At 70.6% G+C, this 15,531-nt stretch carries 14 protein-coding genes; 3 read left to right on the top strand and 11 right to left on the bottom strand.

Features of this window, described 5'->3' with window-relative positions; all coding sequences use genetic code 11:
• Positions 1-10: 10 nt before the first annotated feature.
• Positions 11-976, bottom strand: coding sequence for a hypothetical protein (locus AB0L71_RS07820; RefSeq protein WP_365239325.1), 966 nt, complete (start codon positions 974-976; stop codon positions 11-13).
• 497 nt (positions 977-1,473) lie between these two features.
• On the opposite strand from AB0L71_RS07820, the gene sepH reads away from it, so the two are divergent.
• Positions 1,474-2,535, top strand: coding sequence for a septation protein SepH (gene sepH, locus AB0L71_RS07815; RefSeq protein ID WP_365239323.1), 1,062 nt, complete (start codon positions 1,474-1,476; stop codon positions 2,533-2,535).
• A gap of 73 nt (positions 2,536-2,608) precedes the next feature.
• On the opposite strand, the gene AB0L71_RS07810 is transcribed toward sepH, so the two are convergent.
• A complete protein-coding gene (locus AB0L71_RS07810) occupies positions 2,609-3,436 on the bottom strand; it encodes a sulfurtransferase (RefSeq protein WP_365239321.1) in 828 nt (275 codons plus the stop codon).
• Positions 3,437-3,664: 228 nt separating this feature from the next.
• Here AB0L71_RS07810 and AB0L71_RS07805 point away from each other — a divergent pair, with 228 nt between their 5' ends.
• Positions 3,665-4,441 carry a VOC family protein gene (locus tag AB0L71_RS07805; RefSeq protein ID WP_365239318.1) on the top strand — a complete coding sequence of 259 codons (777 nt, stop codon included), beginning with the start codon at positions 3,665-3,667 and terminating at the stop codon, positions 4,439-4,441.
• On the opposite strand, the gene AB0L71_RS07800 is transcribed toward AB0L71_RS07805, so the two are convergent.
• From AB0L71_RS07800 to AB0L71_RS07770, 7 genes are all read right to left on the bottom strand, one after another.
• Entirely contained in the window at positions 4,435-5,055 is a 621-nt protein-coding gene (locus AB0L71_RS07800; RefSeq protein WP_365239315.1) for a DinB family protein, read from the bottom strand. The genes AB0L71_RS07805 and AB0L71_RS07800 overlap by 7 nt on opposite strands.
• Before the next feature lie 176 nt (positions 5,056-5,231).
• Complete coding sequence (locus tag AB0L71_RS07795; RefSeq protein ID WP_365239313.1) at positions 5,232-6,890, bottom strand: M4 family metallopeptidase; 1,659 nt, start codon at positions 6,888-6,890, stop codon at positions 5,232-5,234.
• Between the two features lie 725 nt (positions 6,891-7,615).
• Complete coding sequence (locus AB0L71_RS07790; RefSeq protein ID WP_365239310.1) at positions 7,616-7,738, bottom strand: hypothetical protein; 123 nt, start codon at positions 7,736-7,738, stop codon at positions 7,616-7,618.
• Positions 7,735-8,385: a thymidine kinase gene (locus tag AB0L71_RS07785; protein WP_365239308.1), complete on the bottom strand. Its 651-nt coding sequence runs from the start codon at positions 8,383-8,385 to the stop codon at positions 7,735-7,737. Before AB0L71_RS07785 ends, AB0L71_RS07790 begins: the two co-directional genes overlap by 4 nt.
• Before the next feature lie 45 nt (positions 8,386-8,430).
• Positions 8,431-9,618 carry a nucleotide pyrophosphatase/phosphodiesterase family protein gene (locus tag AB0L71_RS07780; RefSeq protein ID WP_365239306.1) on the bottom strand — a complete coding sequence of 396 codons (1,188 nt, stop codon included), beginning with the start codon at positions 9,616-9,618 and terminating at the stop codon, positions 8,431-8,433.
• The gene (locus AB0L71_RS07775) at positions 9,618-10,211 is read right to left on the bottom strand and encodes a DUF5998 family protein (protein ID WP_365239303.1); all 594 of its coding nucleotides are present in this window, start codon (positions 10,209-10,211) and stop codon (positions 9,618-9,620) included. The genes AB0L71_RS07780 and AB0L71_RS07775 overlap by 1 nt, the downstream gene beginning before the upstream one ends.
• A 104-nt stretch (positions 10,212-10,315) precedes the next feature.
• Complete coding sequence (locus tag AB0L71_RS07770) at positions 10,316-13,240, bottom strand: GNAT family N-acetyltransferase (protein WP_365239302.1); 2,925 nt, start codon at positions 13,238-13,240, stop codon at positions 10,316-10,318.
• Between the two features lie 172 nt (positions 13,241-13,412).
• Here AB0L71_RS07770 and AB0L71_RS07765 point away from each other — a divergent pair, with 172 nt between their 5' ends.
• Positions 13,413-13,694, top strand: a complete 282-nt coding sequence (locus AB0L71_RS07765; RefSeq protein WP_365239300.1) for an HPr family phosphocarrier protein — start codon at positions 13,413-13,415, stop codon at positions 13,692-13,694.
• Positions 13,695-13,834: 140 nt separating this feature from the next.
• On the opposite strand, the gene AB0L71_RS07760 is transcribed toward AB0L71_RS07765, so the two are convergent.
• The gene (locus tag AB0L71_RS07760) at positions 13,835-14,548 is read right to left on the bottom strand and encodes a GntR family transcriptional regulator (protein WP_365239297.1); all 714 of its coding nucleotides are present in this window, start codon (positions 14,546-14,548) and stop codon (positions 13,835-13,837) included.
• Positions 14,549-14,778: 230 nt separating this feature from the next.
• Complete coding sequence (locus AB0L71_RS07755; protein WP_365239295.1) at positions 14,779-15,525, bottom strand: M23 family metallopeptidase; 747 nt, start codon at positions 15,523-15,525, stop codon at positions 14,779-14,781.
• Positions 15,526-15,531: the final 6 nt, after the last annotated feature.

Here is a 15,531-nt window from a genome sequence, read left to right as displayed (position 1 = left end):
TCGCGGCCGTTCACTGCCCGGCCGTGCCCGTGGTGGCACCGCCGTCCTGCCCCTGGACGTCACCCGTGGCCGTGGGGTCCGGGTCGGCCGTGAAGCCGTCGCCGGGCACGGCCGGAGCGGTCGACGTCGTCGGGGCCGGGCTCGCCCCGCCGCCGGTGCCGTCGGACGCCCCGGTGCTGGGCGTCGGATCGGCCGTGGAGCTGTCGCCCGGGTTCCGGCTCTGCCCGCCCTGCGAGTCGTCACCGGAGGTCGCCGGGGTCTCCTGGCCGGGGGTCCGTCCCTGATCGGGGTCGGTGCTGGTGGCCGGTGCCGGGTCGTCCGACCCGGAGCTCCGCTCGCCGCCCCGGACGACGGAGCCGATGGTCGTCCCCTTGCCGCCGCTCAGGTCGTTGCCGGAGACCAGCTCGTACGTGGTGATGCCGGCCATCGTCACGGCGAACACCACGGCCGCCCCGACCGCCGGACGCTTCCAGCCACGCATGCGGGTGCCGTGGGTGGTGGCCGCGGAGAACTCCTCGTCGGAGCCGGGGCCGCCCGCGGCGGGGCCGTGTGTCCCCCCGAGCTGCGTGAGCACCCGCGTACGGTCCGGGTCGTCCGCCACGGAGGGCAGGACCGCCGTGGCGTCCGTCCCGTCCGGCACGGTCGTGACGTCCGTCTCGTCGTGCGCGGTCGTGGCACCGCGCACACGACGCGTCTCACGCGTCTGTACGGTGACCTCCCGGTCCGGGTGCTTCACCTGGACCGTGACCTCACGGATCTGCTCCCCCGTGCGGCGGAAGACGTGCTGGAAGACCGAACCGCCACAGGTGGCGACGACACTCATCACACCGGCACCGAGGATCGTTCCGTACACACCCAGTTGGGACGCCGCCACGGCTGCCGTGACTGCCGCCACAGCACTGCCGGCCACCTGAGGCACGCTCAGATCTATACGCCGTTCCTTGGGTTCTATGTCACTTTCCGGCTTCTGCACCATTTCCAGCCCTTGATTGACATCTCTCCCACCATGCACCAGGAAGGGACTTATGAGCGAAGCGGATGGTTCCAATTCAGGAGATTCTGTGAAGCAGGACACCCGTGATGACCGTCCGCACCGGGGAGGACAGCCCAACTCCCGCACCTCACGAGAACTTCGGCGGCGCGGCGCTCCACCCACATGGCCCGAATGGAGTACTGTGACGAGCCCTGGGGCCGGACTCCCACGTGGGTGTCCGGGATCTTCGGGAAGGGGGCCGAAGGAGGCACTCGAACCGGCGACGCCACGGCATCGCACGGGGACCGGCTACACGAAGCGATCATCCGTCACTTCGTGTTGCACAATAGGTCACCGTGTCATACCGGCGATCAAGGGCTCACACCCGACGCGCCGGGAAACACGGCAATGTTGTGGCAGGCTGCACCCGGGCAGGCCACACTCGACTAGCGGAAGCAGCGACGCACGTGACGTCGGCAGGCACCACCCGGGAGGTCCCCATGCCCGAACTGCGTGTCGTGGCCGTCTCCAACGACGGCACACGACTGGTGCTCAAGGCTGCGGACAGCACGGAGTACACGCTTCCGATCGACGAGCGGCTGCGAGCCGCCGTGCGCAATGACCGCGCGCGGCTCGGCCAGATCGAGATCGAGGTGGAGAGCCACCTCCGTCCCCGCGACATCCAGGCACGGATACGAGCCGGCGCCTCCGCCGAGGAGGTCGCCCAGTTCGCCGGCATCCCCGTCGATCGCGTCCGCCGCTTCGAGGGCCCGGTGCTCGCGGAGCGCGCCTTCATGGCCGAGCGGGCCCGGAAGACCCCGGTGCGCCGCCCGGGCGAGAACACCGGCCCCCAGCTCGGCGAGGCGGTGCAGGAGCGGCTGCTGATGCGCGGCGCCGACAAGGAGACCGTCCAGTGGGACTCCTGGCGCCGCGACGACGGCACCTGGGAGGTCCTGCTGGTCTACCGGGTGGCGGGCGAGCCGCACTCGGCGAGCTGGACGTACGACCCGCCGCGTCGGCTGGTCCAGGCCGTGGACGACGAGGCGCGTTCGCTGATCGGCGAGACCGACGACGTCGCCGCGCCCGAGCCGAGCTTCCCGTTCGTGCCCCGGATCGCCCGGCTCCCCCGCGACCGGCCGCTGGACCGCACCCTCGACCGCGCCCTGGACCGTCAGATGGAGCGCCCCGCGCCGCCCGAGCCGGAGGAGCGCATCGGTGGCATCTCGGCCGGTGAGCGCGATTCGCTGACCAGCCTGCTGGAGGCGGTACCGAGCTTCCGCGGGGACATGGTGGTTCCGGACCGGTCGACACCGCCGGAGCCTCCGGCCCTCGAGCCCGCTCCGCAGGAAGCGGAGGCCGACGAGCCACCGGCGGCGGCAGCCTCCGCCGGTTCCGCCTACGCGGATGTGCTCATGCCCAGGGCGGTGGCCGGTCATCGCGACCGGCTGACCGGGACGACGGACCGCCAGGCCGAGGCGGACGGCGTCCGGCCGGGCCGCCGGGCAGCGGTGCCCAGCTGGGACGAGATCGTCTTCGGTACGCGCCGGAAGAAGCAGGACTGAGGCGGGAGACTGCAGGATGACGAGGGCCCGTACGCCACAGCGTGCGGGCCCTCGTGCGGCACACCGGCCGTTGTTACTGGGGATCGGGGCCCTTGGCTACCGGGCGGGACTCGTCCGCGGACCACTCGGACCAGGAGCCCGCGTACAGCGCCGCGGGGATCCCGGCGACGGCCAGGGCCAGCACCTCATGGGCACCGGAGACACCGGAACCGCAATAGACACCCACGTCCGTGGCCCGGTCGGCGCCGAGCGCCTCGAACCGGGCCCTGAGCGACTCCGCGGACAGGAACCGGCCGTCCTCCCTCACGTTCTCGGAGGTCGGAGCCGAGACGGCACCCGGAATGTGACCGCCCACCCGGTCGATCGGCTCCACATCGCCCCGGTAGCGCTCGGCGGCCCGCGCGTCCAGCAGCAGGCCCGAGCGGGCCAGTGCCGCGGCCCCGTCCGCGTCCAGCGACGGCACAGCACCCGGCACGGGCCGGAAATCGCCCTCGGCCGGGTTCGGCGGCCGGGTCTCGAGGTCCCCCTCCCACGCCGCCAGACCACCGTCGAGCACCCGGACGTCCTCGTGGCCCGTCCAGCGCAGCAGCCACCAGGCGCGCGCCGCGGCCCAGCCCTGGCCGCCGTCGTACACGACCACCGGTGTGTCCTGGGACACACCGGCCCGGCGCATGGCGGCGCCGAACGCTTCCGGATCGGGCAGCGGATGGCGGCCACCGCTCCCTGCCGGGCCGGCGAGCTCCGCATCAAGATCGATAAAAACGGCGCCGGGGATGTGCCCGGCCTCGTAGTCGGGGCGACCGTTCGGGCCACCCAGCTGCCAACGTACGTCCAGGAGCACCGGCGGACGCGGCCCCGTCGACTCGCTCACATATTCGGATGCGGTGATGATGGGCTTCATGGGTGCCATCCTCGCGCAGGAGCCGCTTCCCCTGTCACACCTTCGAAGCAGACGTTTCACATCAAAACGGTCTCTCTCCGTCGGGATCCCGGAAAGTGCGGCGCGGCCGGGGCACATCGTGCGCCGGGTGGTGCAACCATCTGCACGGGGCGCACACATCCTGTACCGACGGCACGCAGGCCCCGTTCCCCCGTACGGCCACCACGAGGGGCCGAGGAGAGAGTGACGATGACCGAGGCTGTCGCCCGCCGCACACCCGGGACACCTTGCTGGGTAAGCCTGATCGTGCACGGCCTGCGCACAACCCAGGACTTCTACGCCGACCTGTTCGGCTGGGAGTTCGTTCCTGGTCCGGATCAGCTGGGTCCGTATGTGCGCGCGCTGATCGACGGACAGGTGGTCGCGGGCATCGGGCAGCTGCCACCGGACCGCCATCTGCCGATCGCCTGGACGACCTACCTGGCCACCGACGACGCCGACGCCACGGCAGAGATGATCCGTTCCTGCGGCGGCACAGTCGCCGTCGGACCGCTCGATGCGGGAGAAGCGGGGCGGCTCGCCATCGCCTCCGATCCCAGCGGCGCGGTCTTCGGGATCTGGCAGGCCGCCGCGCACGACGGCACGGCGCTCGCCGGAGCTTTCGGCACCCCGGTCTGGAACGAACTGCTGACCCGTGACACCTCGACGGTCTGCAAGTTCTACCAGACGGTTTTCGGCTACGAGGCGGAGGCGGTCGTCTCGGCCGACTTCGACTACCAGACCCTGCATCTGAACGGCCGTCCGGTGGCCTCGCTGCACGGCGTGGGCCATGCCCTGCCGCGCGATCGGGGCCCGCACTGGATGACGTACTTCGAGGTCGACGACACCGACCGGACCGTCCAGCGCGTGGTGGATCTCGGCGGTTACCTGCTGCAGCCGGTCCGGGAGGGGGCGAGCGGCCGGGTGGCCACCGTGGCGGATCCGGAGGGCGCGGTGTTCACGATCGTCCGGTCGGCCACTCACTGAGTCGCAGGCCCGCGGGGCCCCTGGTCGGTCGGCCCGGACCTGTCCGGCGTGCCGCTCACCGTCGGGTCCGGCCCCTCCCCGGCGAAGCCGTGGAGGTGGAGGTCGCGAAGGACACCGATTTCGGCACCGTGGTGGGCGGCTTCGTCCAGGGCGTGGAGAGCCAGCAACAGGTAGCTCTCATGACCGAAGGCGCCGGCCCGGCGGCCCATGGGCCGAAGAAGGCCGTCGTCGCCGAGGGAGGCGACCCGGGCTCGGAACCGGGACCATTCGTCGGACAGCACCTGGACGCCTTCGGTTGCCGTACCCGGCCACCGATGCCGGTCGCCGCTCGGGGAGTCGTCACCGAAGAATCGACCGTAGCCGCGCAGGCAGTCCGCTCCGATGTGCCAGGTGCGCCAGGCGATCGTCGTGAACGGCGCGGGCCGGACATCGGCCGCGGGCCGCGGGTCGGCGCGGAACATCCCGTCCGCTGCCTTCCGGACCGTCACGCATGAGGCGACGGGCTGCCACAGGTACTCGGCGTCGGTCAGGCCGTCAAGGCGGTCAAGGGTCCTGGTGCGTACGTCGTCCAAGGTTTCGAGCAGGTCGCGGGTGATCGGGTCGGACGTGGTCATGGGCTGCTCCGGGTTCGCCGGCAGGTGGGCCGGCCATCCTCCAGAGGACGAGGCGCGAGGACAACCGAGCACGCCTCCCGGCGCCGCGGAAGACCGGGAAGGACCCGGGAGCAGGGGCAGGGCGGTACCCGGGGGCGCATCCGTCCCCGGGTACCGCCCTGTCAACTGCCCTGGCGTCAGCTCACGTTGACGGCGGTCCAGGCCGCCGCGACCGCGGCGTACTCCGTGCTGCTGGAGCCGTACAGCGCGGATGCCGCCGAGAGGGTGCCCGTGCGAGCGGCCTTGTAGTTGGTCGTCGACGTGAAGTACGTCGTCAGCGCCTTGTACCAGATCGCCAGAGCCTTGTCCCGGCCGATGCCGGTGACCGTGGTGCCGCTGTAGGTCGGCGAGCTGTAGGTGACGCCGTTGATGGTCTTCGAACCGCTGCCCTCCGCCAGGAGGTAGAAGAAGTGGTTCGCGACACCCGACGAGTAGTGCACGTCCTTGCTGGCGGTGGTGGAGGACCAGTAGTCCACCGAGTACCCGTCCTTGCTGGGCTTGTCCATGTAGCGCAGCGGGCTGCCGTCACCGTTGATGTCGATCTCCTCGCCGATGAGGTAGTCACCGACGTCGTTGGAGTTGGCCGCGTAGAACTCCACACCCGTGCCGAAGATGTCGGAGGTGGCCTCGTTCAGACCGCCGGACTCGCCCGAGTAGTTCAGTCCCGCGGTGTTGGAGGTGACACCGTGGGTCATCTCGTGACCGGCCACGTCCAGCGCGGTCAGCGGGTGGGTGTTGCTCGAGCCGTCGCCGTACGTCATGCAGAAGCAGCTGTCGGACCAGAACGCGTTGACGTACGCGTTGCCGTAGTGGACGCGGGAGTACGCGGCCGTGCCGTTGTTCTTGATGCCGTTGCGGCTGAAGGTGTTCTTGTAGAAGTCCCAGGTCATCTGGGCGCCATAGGCGGCGTCCGCGGCCGCGGTCTGGTCGGTGGTGGAGCTGGAGGCCGCGCCGGTGCCCCAGACGTCGTCCGCGTCGGTGAACAGCGTGCCCGCCGAGGAGGTGGTGGTGTGCGACTTGTTGTACGTCTTGTGACCGCCGCGGGTGCTGTCGGTCAGCTGGTACGTCGAGCCCGACAGGGTGGTGTTCAGGGTGACCGTGCCCGAGTACAGGGTCTTGCCGGTGCCGGTCTCGATGCCCTGGTACTCGTAGAGCTTCTTGCCGGTGGCCGCGTCGGTGATGACGTGCAGCTCGTTCGGGGTGCCGTCCTCCTGCACGCCGCCGACGACCGTCTCGTAGGCGAGGACCGGCGTGCCGTCGCCCGCCCAGATCACCTTGCGTGCGTCGGCCGTGGTCTTCTCCGAGCCGGCGGACTTCGCCGCGGTCAGCGCCTGCTTCTCGGCCTTGGCGACGGCGATCTGCGGCTTCACGGAGGCGACCTTGATGTCCGCCTTGTTGGCCTTGGTCACGCTCCGGGTCGCACCGGACGCCGACTCGTGGACGACCAGGTCGCCGCCGAGGACCGGGAGGCCCGCATAGGTGCGCTCGTAACGGGTGTGGACCGTGCCGTCGACATCCTTCACGACGTCCTTGACGACCAGCGCCTCCTGGCTGCCGAGGCCTATCTTCGTAGCTGTCTCGGACGCGTCGGCCTGCTGCTCCTTGATGAGCGTGGTGCGGGCGGCCGGGGACAGCTGCAGCGGAGCCGCCGCGAGGGGGCCCCCCTTGCCGGAGTCCGCCGGACCCTGGGCGGCGGCGGTACCGGTGGTCAGGCCGGTGGTGAGCAGGGCTCCGGCGGCGACGGCGGTGGCGATGGCCAGGGTGGTGCGCTTGTGACGCGCGTAGAGGGTGGTCACGCTAGCTCCTCGGTGGGGGAATCCGGACGGCACGGGATGCCGACCGGAGGTCATGTGAAGCAGCTGCACTGGGGGCAGTCCGGGGAAGACTGACATCGACATCGCGTACATGTCAGGACCGCAAAACGACGTTGGCCAAAAGTCGACTCCCGGGTGAACATTGCAGGCACGTAAACGACCTAGACCCGGGCAAAGAGGCAATCCTGAGCAAGCATGCACATGGCAAAATGAGCGTCACCCCGGGGATCTGACGGCCGGACGGCACCTGCCCCGCATATCCGGCGACGCGAGAGGCCCCGGAAAGACAGGCTGCAGACGGTCAACCCGGACGGCACCCCCGGTCGCCCGGCCCTGCTCCCCCTCAACTTCCCTGCCCCGTCGGCGAGTTATCAGGCCGCACCTGCCATCCACGCCTCAGGCCCCGTTCTCCGCCGAGTCCGGGAACACGGGATCCTTCAGGCGGCAGGCCGTACCGGCCCGGGACTCCGGGCCGGTGACGCGTCGCCGCGCCGCCTGCGCACGACGGCGACCGAAACCTGAAGAATCGACAGGGTCTTGCCGGTCCGTCCGAAACCATGACCGTCTATGCGCTGGCCACTGCTTTGTCCGAAATTGATACGTCGGCGGCAGCCTCGAAGACGGCGCCGGCGAAAGACGGGTCGCCGACCGACGGATCACGGCGTCAGAGGGGCCGACCACCGCCGGCCGTTTTCCGGCCCGCGCGGTCAGGCCGACGCCGCGCAGCCCCTGGCCGATGCGGCCCGGTCGGCGCGCAGCCGGCCGGCGGTGCGGAACTCCATCACGTCACGCAGCTCCATCGCCGCCCGCGACGAGCGGACCGGCGTCAAGAAGATGACACCGGCAGGACATCCGGGGACAGCGCCCCCACGCGCGCGGACACCGCGGTCATACGGCGTCGGTGGTGACGGCGGCAGAGAACCTCGTAACCGACCTGGCCCGCCGGACGGTTCACGTCACCGACCACGACCTGAGCGCCCTCGACGACCATCTCGCCTTCTATGGTCCGCGCGTTGTGCGTGGCACGGGCACCACACCAGCAGAGGGCCTCGACCTGGAGCTGCTCGATCCGGTCCGCCAGCTCGATCAAGCGCTGAGAGCCGGGGAACAGCCTGGTACGAAAGTCCGTCGTGATGCCGAAGGCGAAGACGTCCATGTCCAAGTCGTCCACGACGCGGGCCAGTTGGTCGATCTGGGCCGGAGCCAGGAACTGTGCCTCGTCCGCGATCACGTAGTCGACCCTGCCGCCCTTGGACAGCTGAGCAACCAGGTACCCGTACAGATCCATGCCCTCGTCGGCCTCGACCGCCTCCGTCACCAGGCCGAGCCGCGAGGACAGCTTTCCCTCCCCCGCCCGGTCGTCCCGGGTGAAGATCACGCCCTGCAGGCCCCTGGCCGACCGGTTGTGCCCGATCTGCAGCGCCAGCGTGCTCTTTCCGCAGTCCATCGTTCCGGAGAAGAACACGAGCTCGGACATGAGGAACTGAATACCTTTCGGAGGGCGGAGAGGGGCAGGAGGCGGTTACGAGCGTACTTCGAGCAGGGGCACGAGCTGCTCGGCGGGGGTCATCGAGCCGTGCATGCCGACCATCGCGGACTCGTGCGGTTCCTGGACGGACGCGGTGATCACCACGTCGTCGTGGGCCGCCGCGACAACATCGCCGATCCTGCCGTGGACACGCTCGTCGATCTTCGGGCCGAACCAGCCGGCTGCGATCGCCTCGTCGCGGCTCGCCACCCAGAACTGCTCGCCGAGCACTTCCTGCCAGACGGCCAGGACGTCGTTCTCCGCCCCCGGGACAGCGTAGACATGACGGGCCCGGCCCTCACCGCCGAGCAGGGCGACGCCCGCGCGCAGTTCCCAGTCCTCGTCGAAGTCGATCCGGGACTGCTCGTCGAAGGGGATGTCGATCATGCCGTGGTCTGCGGTGATGTACAGCGCCGAGCGGGGCGGCAGTTGTTCGGCCAGCCGCCGGGCCAGGCCGTCCACATACATCAGCTGTCCACGCCAGGCATCGGAGTCGACACCGAAGCGATGGCCCTTGCTGTCCACCTCGCTGTAGTAGGTGTAGACGAGGGACCGGTCGCCTGCGGCCAGTCGCTCGGCCGCCGTGTCCATCCGCTCCTCGCCGGACAGCCGGCCGAGGAACGAGCCACCGCTCAGCGCGATCTTGGTGAGTGGTGTCTGCTCGAACGCGGGGGCCGAGACCTGGGCGGTGCGCACACCCGCGGCGTCTGCGAGCTGGAAGACGGTGGGATACGGCTGCCAGGCCTTCGGCAAGGTCCAGGGCTGCCAGCGGAGCTGGTTCATCAGCTCACCGGTCTCCGGGTTGCGCACGGTGTAGCCGGGAAGGCCGTGCGTCCCCGGCGGAAGGCCGGTTCCCACGGAGGCCAGTGAGGTCGCGGTGGTGGCCGGGAAGCCCGCCGTGATCGGACGGCCGGTGCCGCCGCGCGAGGTGGGGAGCAGGGAGTGCAGAAACGGTGCTTCGTCCGGGTGGGCCGAGATCTGCTCCCACCCGAGGCCATCGATCAGGAACACGCAGTTCCGGTCGGCCGGGGTGAGGTCGGGGATCGTCGCGGCGAAGCCGGGGACGCCCTGTCCCGCGACCAGCGTGGGCAGCAGATCGGCGAGCGAGCCGCTGCCGTACTCCGGGACGGGGGCGGTTTCGACGGAGAGCAGAACGGGTTCCTGCCAAGCCGGCTGGACCATCAGCGGCCGGTCGCGGTCGCGGCGGTGGCCTCGGAGAGCGCCTGGGCGAAGGCGAGGGTCTGCCGCACGGTGTCCGGGCCGTCACCGGCCTCGCTGACCCGCAGGCTCAGATCGTCGGCGGTGGAGTTGCCCGTGTAGCCGTGGTCGGCGTCGCAGTTGGGGTCGCCGCAGGCAGCCGGCTCCAGGTCGATCCGGGAGACCGCGCCCCAGCCGATGGTGAGGACGACCTCGCGGGGCAGCGTGCCCGGCACGTACTTCTCGGGGTTGGCCACGACCCGGCTGACCACGACCGACGAAATCCGGTCGAGCTTGACCGACTCCGTGGAGGTGGTGGCGTACGGCGTCGGGGAGCTGGTGTCCGCGTTCTGCTCGTCGGTGTGACTGACGATGAAACGGGTGTCCGTGAGGACCAGGACCGTGACGTGACGGCGCACTTCGTTCGAGTCGAAGGTGGTCTCCTGGTGCACCAGGTACGAAGCGACCGGCTCGCCGCCGACGGCGGCCTCCACCGCCTCGGCCACGAGGGCCGGGTAGTAGCCGCTGCGCTCGATCGCCGCGCGCAGCCCCTGGGTCGTCGTACCGGTCTTTGCCATGAGGACCATCCTACGGGGGACGGATGACTGCCGGGGACCTTGTGCGGCAGGCCAAAGCAGTGGATGCGGTGACGGCCGGTGGTCCCCGGGCGGCGGAGTCCCGGTCAGTAGTTGGGAAGGCGGCGGGGTCCGAGATCGGTGCGTGCGGGCGGCGGTGAGAGCCGGACGCTCGCACCGAGGACGGTCAGTCCGTGCGTGGCGACGACCGGTTCCAGGGAGATGGAGACCACCTCGGGGTGATCGTCGACCAGTCGGGACACCCGCAGCAGCAGCTCTTCCAGCGCCGCCGTGTCCACCGGCGCCGCTCCGCGCCAGCCGAACAGAACCGGGGCCGCCCGGATGGAACGGATCAGTTCGGCGGCGTCACGGTCGGTGGCCGGAATGAGGCGGTGGGAGGTGTCGCCGAGGAGTTCGGAGGGGGCGCCCGCCAGCCCGAAGGAGAGGACGGCGCCCGCCGCCGGATCGATCGTGGCCCGGATGACGGTGTCGACCCCGCGCGGCGCCATGGCCTGGACGACGGGCTGGAGTTCGGCAGGCTTGCCGAGCAGGCCGGTCAGTTCTCCGTACGCACGGCGCAGCGCCTTCTCGTTGGCGAGGTCGAGCCGGACGCCACCGAGATCGGCGCGGTGGCGCAGATGCGGCGCGGTGGTCTTGAGCGCCACCGGGTAGCCGAGCTGCGCCGCGGCGGCAACTGCCGCCTCCGGGTCGGGCGCCGGGATCGTCGGCCGCACGGCGATGCCGTACCGGTCCAGGAGCCGGCGCGCCTCGTCGGGTGCGAGCGTCCTGCCGCGCGGGTCGGGGTCGGGGCCGAGGAATGTGTCGATCAGCTCGGCGGCACCGGGGGTGTCGATGGTGTCGTCGAGGAACTCGGGCACCTTGCCCGGAATGGCGGCCTCCCGTCTCCACTGGGCGTACCTCACCGCTTCGGCCAGGGCCCGCACGGCTCGCTCGGCCGCGGGGTAGGCGGGGATCCGGCCCGTCCGGGCAGCGGGGGCCTCGCGGTCGTCCGCGCCGGTTGCCGTCGGCCCGCTGCCGGTTCGGGGGGCCGGTCCGGAGGCCGAGGGGGTGGACGCCGGAGCGGAGTCGGCCGTGGCCGCTGCGGCGCGCGGGGGTGCCATCGCCGCCGAGGGCTGCCCCGAAGGCCGCGGCGGTGCGACCGTGCTGGTGGCCGCGGACAGAGCCTCCGCCAGTCCGCCGATCTCCACATGGACGACGGCCACCGGCTTGGCCGGGGCGGCCGCGGCGGCCGCGTGCAGCGCTGTCGCCAGCTCCTCTCCGCCGCCCGGTTCCGACGCTCCGTTCGCGCCGACCGCCGGGATCGCCGTCACGACCACCGCATCGCAGTCCTCGTCGGCGAGGGCCTCGGCCAGGGCGTCCTGGAAGTCCTGCGGGGTGGCCGCGATGGTGAGGTCACGGGGCGGGCGCGGGCGCAGCCCCTCGGTCAGGCAGGAGTCGTACGTGAGCAGGCCGAGCGAATCGGAGTTGCCGAGGATGGCGACCCGAGGGCCCGCCGGAAGGGGCTGATCGGCGAGGAGAAGAGCCACGTCGACCATCTCCGTCACGGTGCCGGCATGGATCACGCCGGACTGGCGCATGAGCGCGGAGACCGTGGCCTCCGGGATCCGGCTGAACGGGACCGCATGGCCGGGCGGGGTGGACCCGCTGTGCCGGGCACCCTTCACCACGACCACGGGCTTCACGGCGGCGGTGCGCCGCGCGAGTCGGGCGAACTTTCGGGGGTTGCCGATCGATTCGAGGTACAGGAGGGCGACGTCGGTGTCCGCGTCCTCGTACCAGTACTGCAGGAAGTCGTTGCCGGAGATGTCGGCACGGTTGCCCGCGGAGATGAAGGTGGAGAGGCCGGCTCCGCATTGGTTGAGCCCGGAGAGGAGCGCGATGCCGATCGCTCCGGACTGGGTGAAGAGGCCGATGCGTCCGGAGGCGGGCGGCTCGGGGGCGAGGGAGGCGTTCAGCCGGACGGACTGCGCGTTGTTGATGATGCCGAAGGCATTGGGGCCGATGATCCGCATCCCGTACGAACGTGCCTGCCGGACCAGCTCACGCTGCCGTTCCCGGCCTTCGGCACCCCATTCGGCGTAACCGGCGGAGAGAATGACCAGACCCTGGACGCCGTGTTCACCGCAGTCGGCCACCGCCTCCGGAACCCGGTCGGCGGGGACGGCGACGACCGCGAGGTCGACCGGTTCGCCGATCTCGCCGAGGGAGCGGTGGGCGGGGACGCCGTCGATGGTCACCTGGTCGGCGGCGAAGGAGCGGTTCACGGCGTAGCTGCGACCGGTGAAGCCGGCCCCGAGAAGGTTGCGCAGGACCGTGCGGCCGACTCCGCCGGGGGTGCGGCCTGCGCCGATGACGGCAACGGATCCGGGGGCGAGCAGCCGTTGCACGGAGCGCGCCTCGGCTCGCTGCTCACGGGCGCGCTGCACGGCGAGGGACGCCTCGGTCGGTTCGAGGTCCAGGGTCAGGTGGACGGAACCGTCCTCGAAGCTGCGCTGCTGGGTATACCCGGCGTCCCGGAACACCTTGATCATCTTGTTGTTGGCGGGCAGCACCTCGGCCGCGAAGCGGCGGACGCCGCGCTCGCGGGCGACGGCGGCGATGTGTTCGAGCAGTGCCGATGCCACACCGCGGCCCTGGTGCGCGTCCTGGACCAGAAAGGCGACCTCGGCCTCGTCGGCGGGCGCCGAGGCGGGCATGCCCTGCTCGTCGATCCGGTCGTAGCGGACGGTCGCGATGAACTCGCCGCCCACCGTGGCCGCGAGCCCCACCCGGTCGACGTAGTCGTGATGGGTGAAGCGGTACACGTCCCGGTCGGACAGATGCGGATAAGGGGCGAAGAAGCGGTAGTACTTCGCCTCGTCGGAGACCTGCTCGTAGAAGCTGACCAACCGTTCGGCGTCGTCCGCGGTGATGGGTCTGATCCGGGCGGTACCGCCGTCACGGAGGACCACGTCCGCTTCCCAGTAGTCGGGGTAGACCTGATGCGGACTCTGCTCCGGCGAGGGCTGCATGTCCAAAGACTACGGCTCCGTCAGCGGTCGCGGCGGGCTTGGGGTCGGGGCAGTCTGGGGGAGCCGATCGACGGACCGGCACAGGTCACGGGTGCGTACGGCCTCGACCGGGGCATCACGTACCACATGAGAGACTGGTCTAGACAACCATTGATTCACGAAGGGCAGAACCATGGCTGAGCGCCGCGTCAACGTCGGTTGGGCCGAGGGCCTGCACGCCCGTCCCGCATCCATCTTCGTCCGGGCCGCCACGGCCTCCGGCATCCCCGTGACGGTCTCGAAGGCCGACGGAAACCCGGTGAACGCCGCCTCCATGCTCGCGGTCCTCGGTCTCGGCGCGCACGGCGGCGAGGAGATCATACTCGCGTCCGAGGCGGAGAACGCCGAAGCCGCCCTGGACCGCCTGGCCAAGCTGGTCGCCGAGGGGCTCGACGAGCTCCCGGAGACCGTCTGAGCCCTTCAGCGCGAGAAAGCCGCGACATCCCATGCGGAGTCGCGGCTTTTTGCTTTTCCGTTCCGGATCGGCCGAAGCGAATTCGAGCAGCCCAAAGAAAGCCCCGACGAAAGGGCGTCTCTTTGTATACGGCGTCATTGTTAATACCGAGCACGCGTGGTGTGTACTGCATGTTGCGAAGTTCTCACTCGATCCGTGCGTGAGGAATCGGGCCTGCGCCCCGGCCGGTCCGTGCGGCGCAGACGGTGCGCGCCCACGGCCCGTTCGGCGTGCTGCATGGCCAGCGCCCTGGCCCGTTCCGCGTCGCCCCGCACCACCGCGTCGACGATGGCTCCGTGCTCGGCCCAGGAATCCACCGGGCGGACCGGCTGCTCCACGGTGTACATCCACGTGGTCTTGTGCCTCAGCTGGGTGAGCAGCGCGATCAGGCCGGGGCTGCCGGACGCCTGCGCCAATGTCTCGTGGAACCAGCCACCCAGGGAGCGCAGATCCTCCCCCTCGCCCCGCCTGGCCCGCTCCTGCCCCAGCCTGACCAGGCCACGCAGCACCTTGAGATGCGCCTCGGTGCGCCGATGAGCGGCGCGTGCCGCACCCAGCGGCTCCAGCAGCATCCGGACCTCCAGGAGATCGGCGGCCTCCTGCTCCGTGGGCTCGGCGACGCAGGCGCCCGCATGCCTGCGGGTGACCACGAACCCTTCCGACTCCAGGGTGCGCAACGCTTCCCGCACCGGGACACGGGAGACCCCGTAACGACGCGCCAGTACCTCCTCGGTGAGCCGGCTGCCGCGTTCGAAGACACCGGAGACGATGTCGTCACGGATTGCCGTGCATACCGAATGCGCAGGAATGCGCATGTCCGAACCTCCCCCTTAATCCCCGCGCAACGCGGCCGACCGACGTCTGTCCTGCGACTCTATTGCAATGCGGCCGCATTTCCGATGCCGGGAAGAAATTCATGAATATCTTTTGGCCGCGGGGCAGGTCCTGGGACCCGTCGAGGACAGGTGCCAACAGCGGATACGACGAAGGCCCCGTCGTAGGGGGCCTTCGAAGGAGATACCGCGCAGGGCGCGCCGGCAGGAGGTCAGACGTTGACGCCGCGGGCACGCAGGTAGGCGATGGGGTTCAGGTCGGAGCCGTACGACGGCGTGGTGCGCGCCTCGAAGTGGAGGTGCGGTCCGGTGGAGTTGCCGGTCGAGCCGGAGAAGCCGATCCGCTGACCCGCACCGACGCGCTGGCCGACGAAGACGCCGATCGAGGAGAGGTGGCCGTACTGCGTGTACGTGCCGTCCGTCATCCGGAGCACGATGTTGTTGCCGTACGCGCCGCCCCAGCCGGCCTCGACGACCGTGCCGGCACCGACGGCGACGACGGAGCTGCCGTAGGCGGCGTGGAAGTCGATGCCGGAGTGCCTGCCGGAGGACCAGAGCGCGCCACCGGTCCGGTATCCGGTGGTGACGTACGAACCGGCGACCGGGAGCCGGAAGGCGTTCAGGCGGGCGCGCTCGGCGGACCGGGCAGCGCGGGCCTTCTCGGCTCGCGCCTGGGCCGCACGCTTCGCATCCGCCTCGGCCTTCTTCTTCGCCTCGGCGTCGGCCTGGCGCTGCTGCGCGTCGGCCTGGGCCTCGATCTGCTCGGCGAGGGTGCTGTCGACGGCCAGGACCTGGCTCAGACCGGTCTCAGCGGCGGAGGAGTCCGCAGCGAGAGCCGGAGCGGCCGTACCGCCGAGGACGCCGGTGGTGGCCAGGGCCGCGATTCCGACGACCCTCGCGCTCCTGCTCGTCAGTCGGCTCGGGGCACGGTGCTTCCCGGTGGCACGGGTGAACGCCATTGAAGC

This window comes from Streptomyces sp. NPDC052052 (assembly GCF_040680455.1).
Lineage (GTDB): Bacteria > Actinomycetota > Actinomycetes > Streptomycetales > Streptomycetaceae > Streptomyces.
This window is presented reverse-complemented; position numbering and strand designations above follow the sequence as displayed.

What these genes read in the sequence shown, in the direction of transcription:
- AB0L71_RS07820 (WP_365239325.1), bottom strand. Translation starts at nt 976, where the DNA reads ATGGTGCAGAAGCCGGAAAGTGACATAGAACCCAAGGAACGGCGTATA.
- sepH (WP_365239323.1), top strand. Translation starts at nt 1,474, where the DNA reads ATGCCCGAACTGCGTGTCGTGGCCGTCTCCAACGACGGCACACGACTG.
- AB0L71_RS07810 (WP_365239321.1), bottom strand. Translation starts at nt 3,436, where the DNA reads ATGAAGCCCATCATCACCGCATCCGAATATGTGAGCGAGTCGACGGGG.
- AB0L71_RS07805 (WP_365239318.1), top strand. Translation starts at nt 3,665, where the DNA reads ATGACCGAGGCTGTCGCCCGCCGCACACCCGGGACACCTTGCTGGGTA.
- AB0L71_RS07800 (WP_365239315.1), bottom strand. Translation starts at nt 5,055, where the DNA reads ATGACCACGTCCGACCCGATCACCCGCGACCTGCTCGAAACCTTGGAC.
- AB0L71_RS07785 (WP_365239308.1), bottom strand. Translation starts at nt 8,385, where the DNA reads ATGTCCGAGCTCGTGTTCTTCTCCGGAACGATGGACTGCGGAAAGAGC.
- AB0L71_RS07780 (WP_365239306.1), bottom strand. Translation starts at nt 9,618, where the DNA reads ATGGTCCAGCCGGCTTGGCAGGAACCCGTTCTGCTCTCCGTCGAAACC.
- AB0L71_RS07775 (WP_365239303.1), bottom strand. Translation starts at nt 10,211, where the DNA reads ATGGCAAAGACCGGTACGACGACCCAGGGGCTGCGCGCGGCGATCGAG.
- AB0L71_RS07770 (WP_365239302.1), bottom strand. Translation starts at nt 13,240, where the DNA reads ATGCAGCCCTCGCCGGAGCAGAGTCCGCATCAGGTCTACCCCGACTAC.
- AB0L71_RS07765 (WP_365239300.1), top strand. Translation starts at nt 13,413, where the DNA reads ATGGCTGAGCGCCGCGTCAACGTCGGTTGGGCCGAGGGCCTGCACGCC.
- AB0L71_RS07760 (WP_365239297.1), bottom strand. Translation starts at nt 14,548, where the DNA reads ATGCGCATTCCTGCGCATTCGGTATGCACGGCAATCCGTGACGACATC.
- AB0L71_RS07755 (WP_365239295.1), bottom strand. Translation starts at nt 15,525, where the DNA reads ATGGCGTTCACCCGTGCCACCGGGAAGCACCGTGCCCCGAGCCGACTG.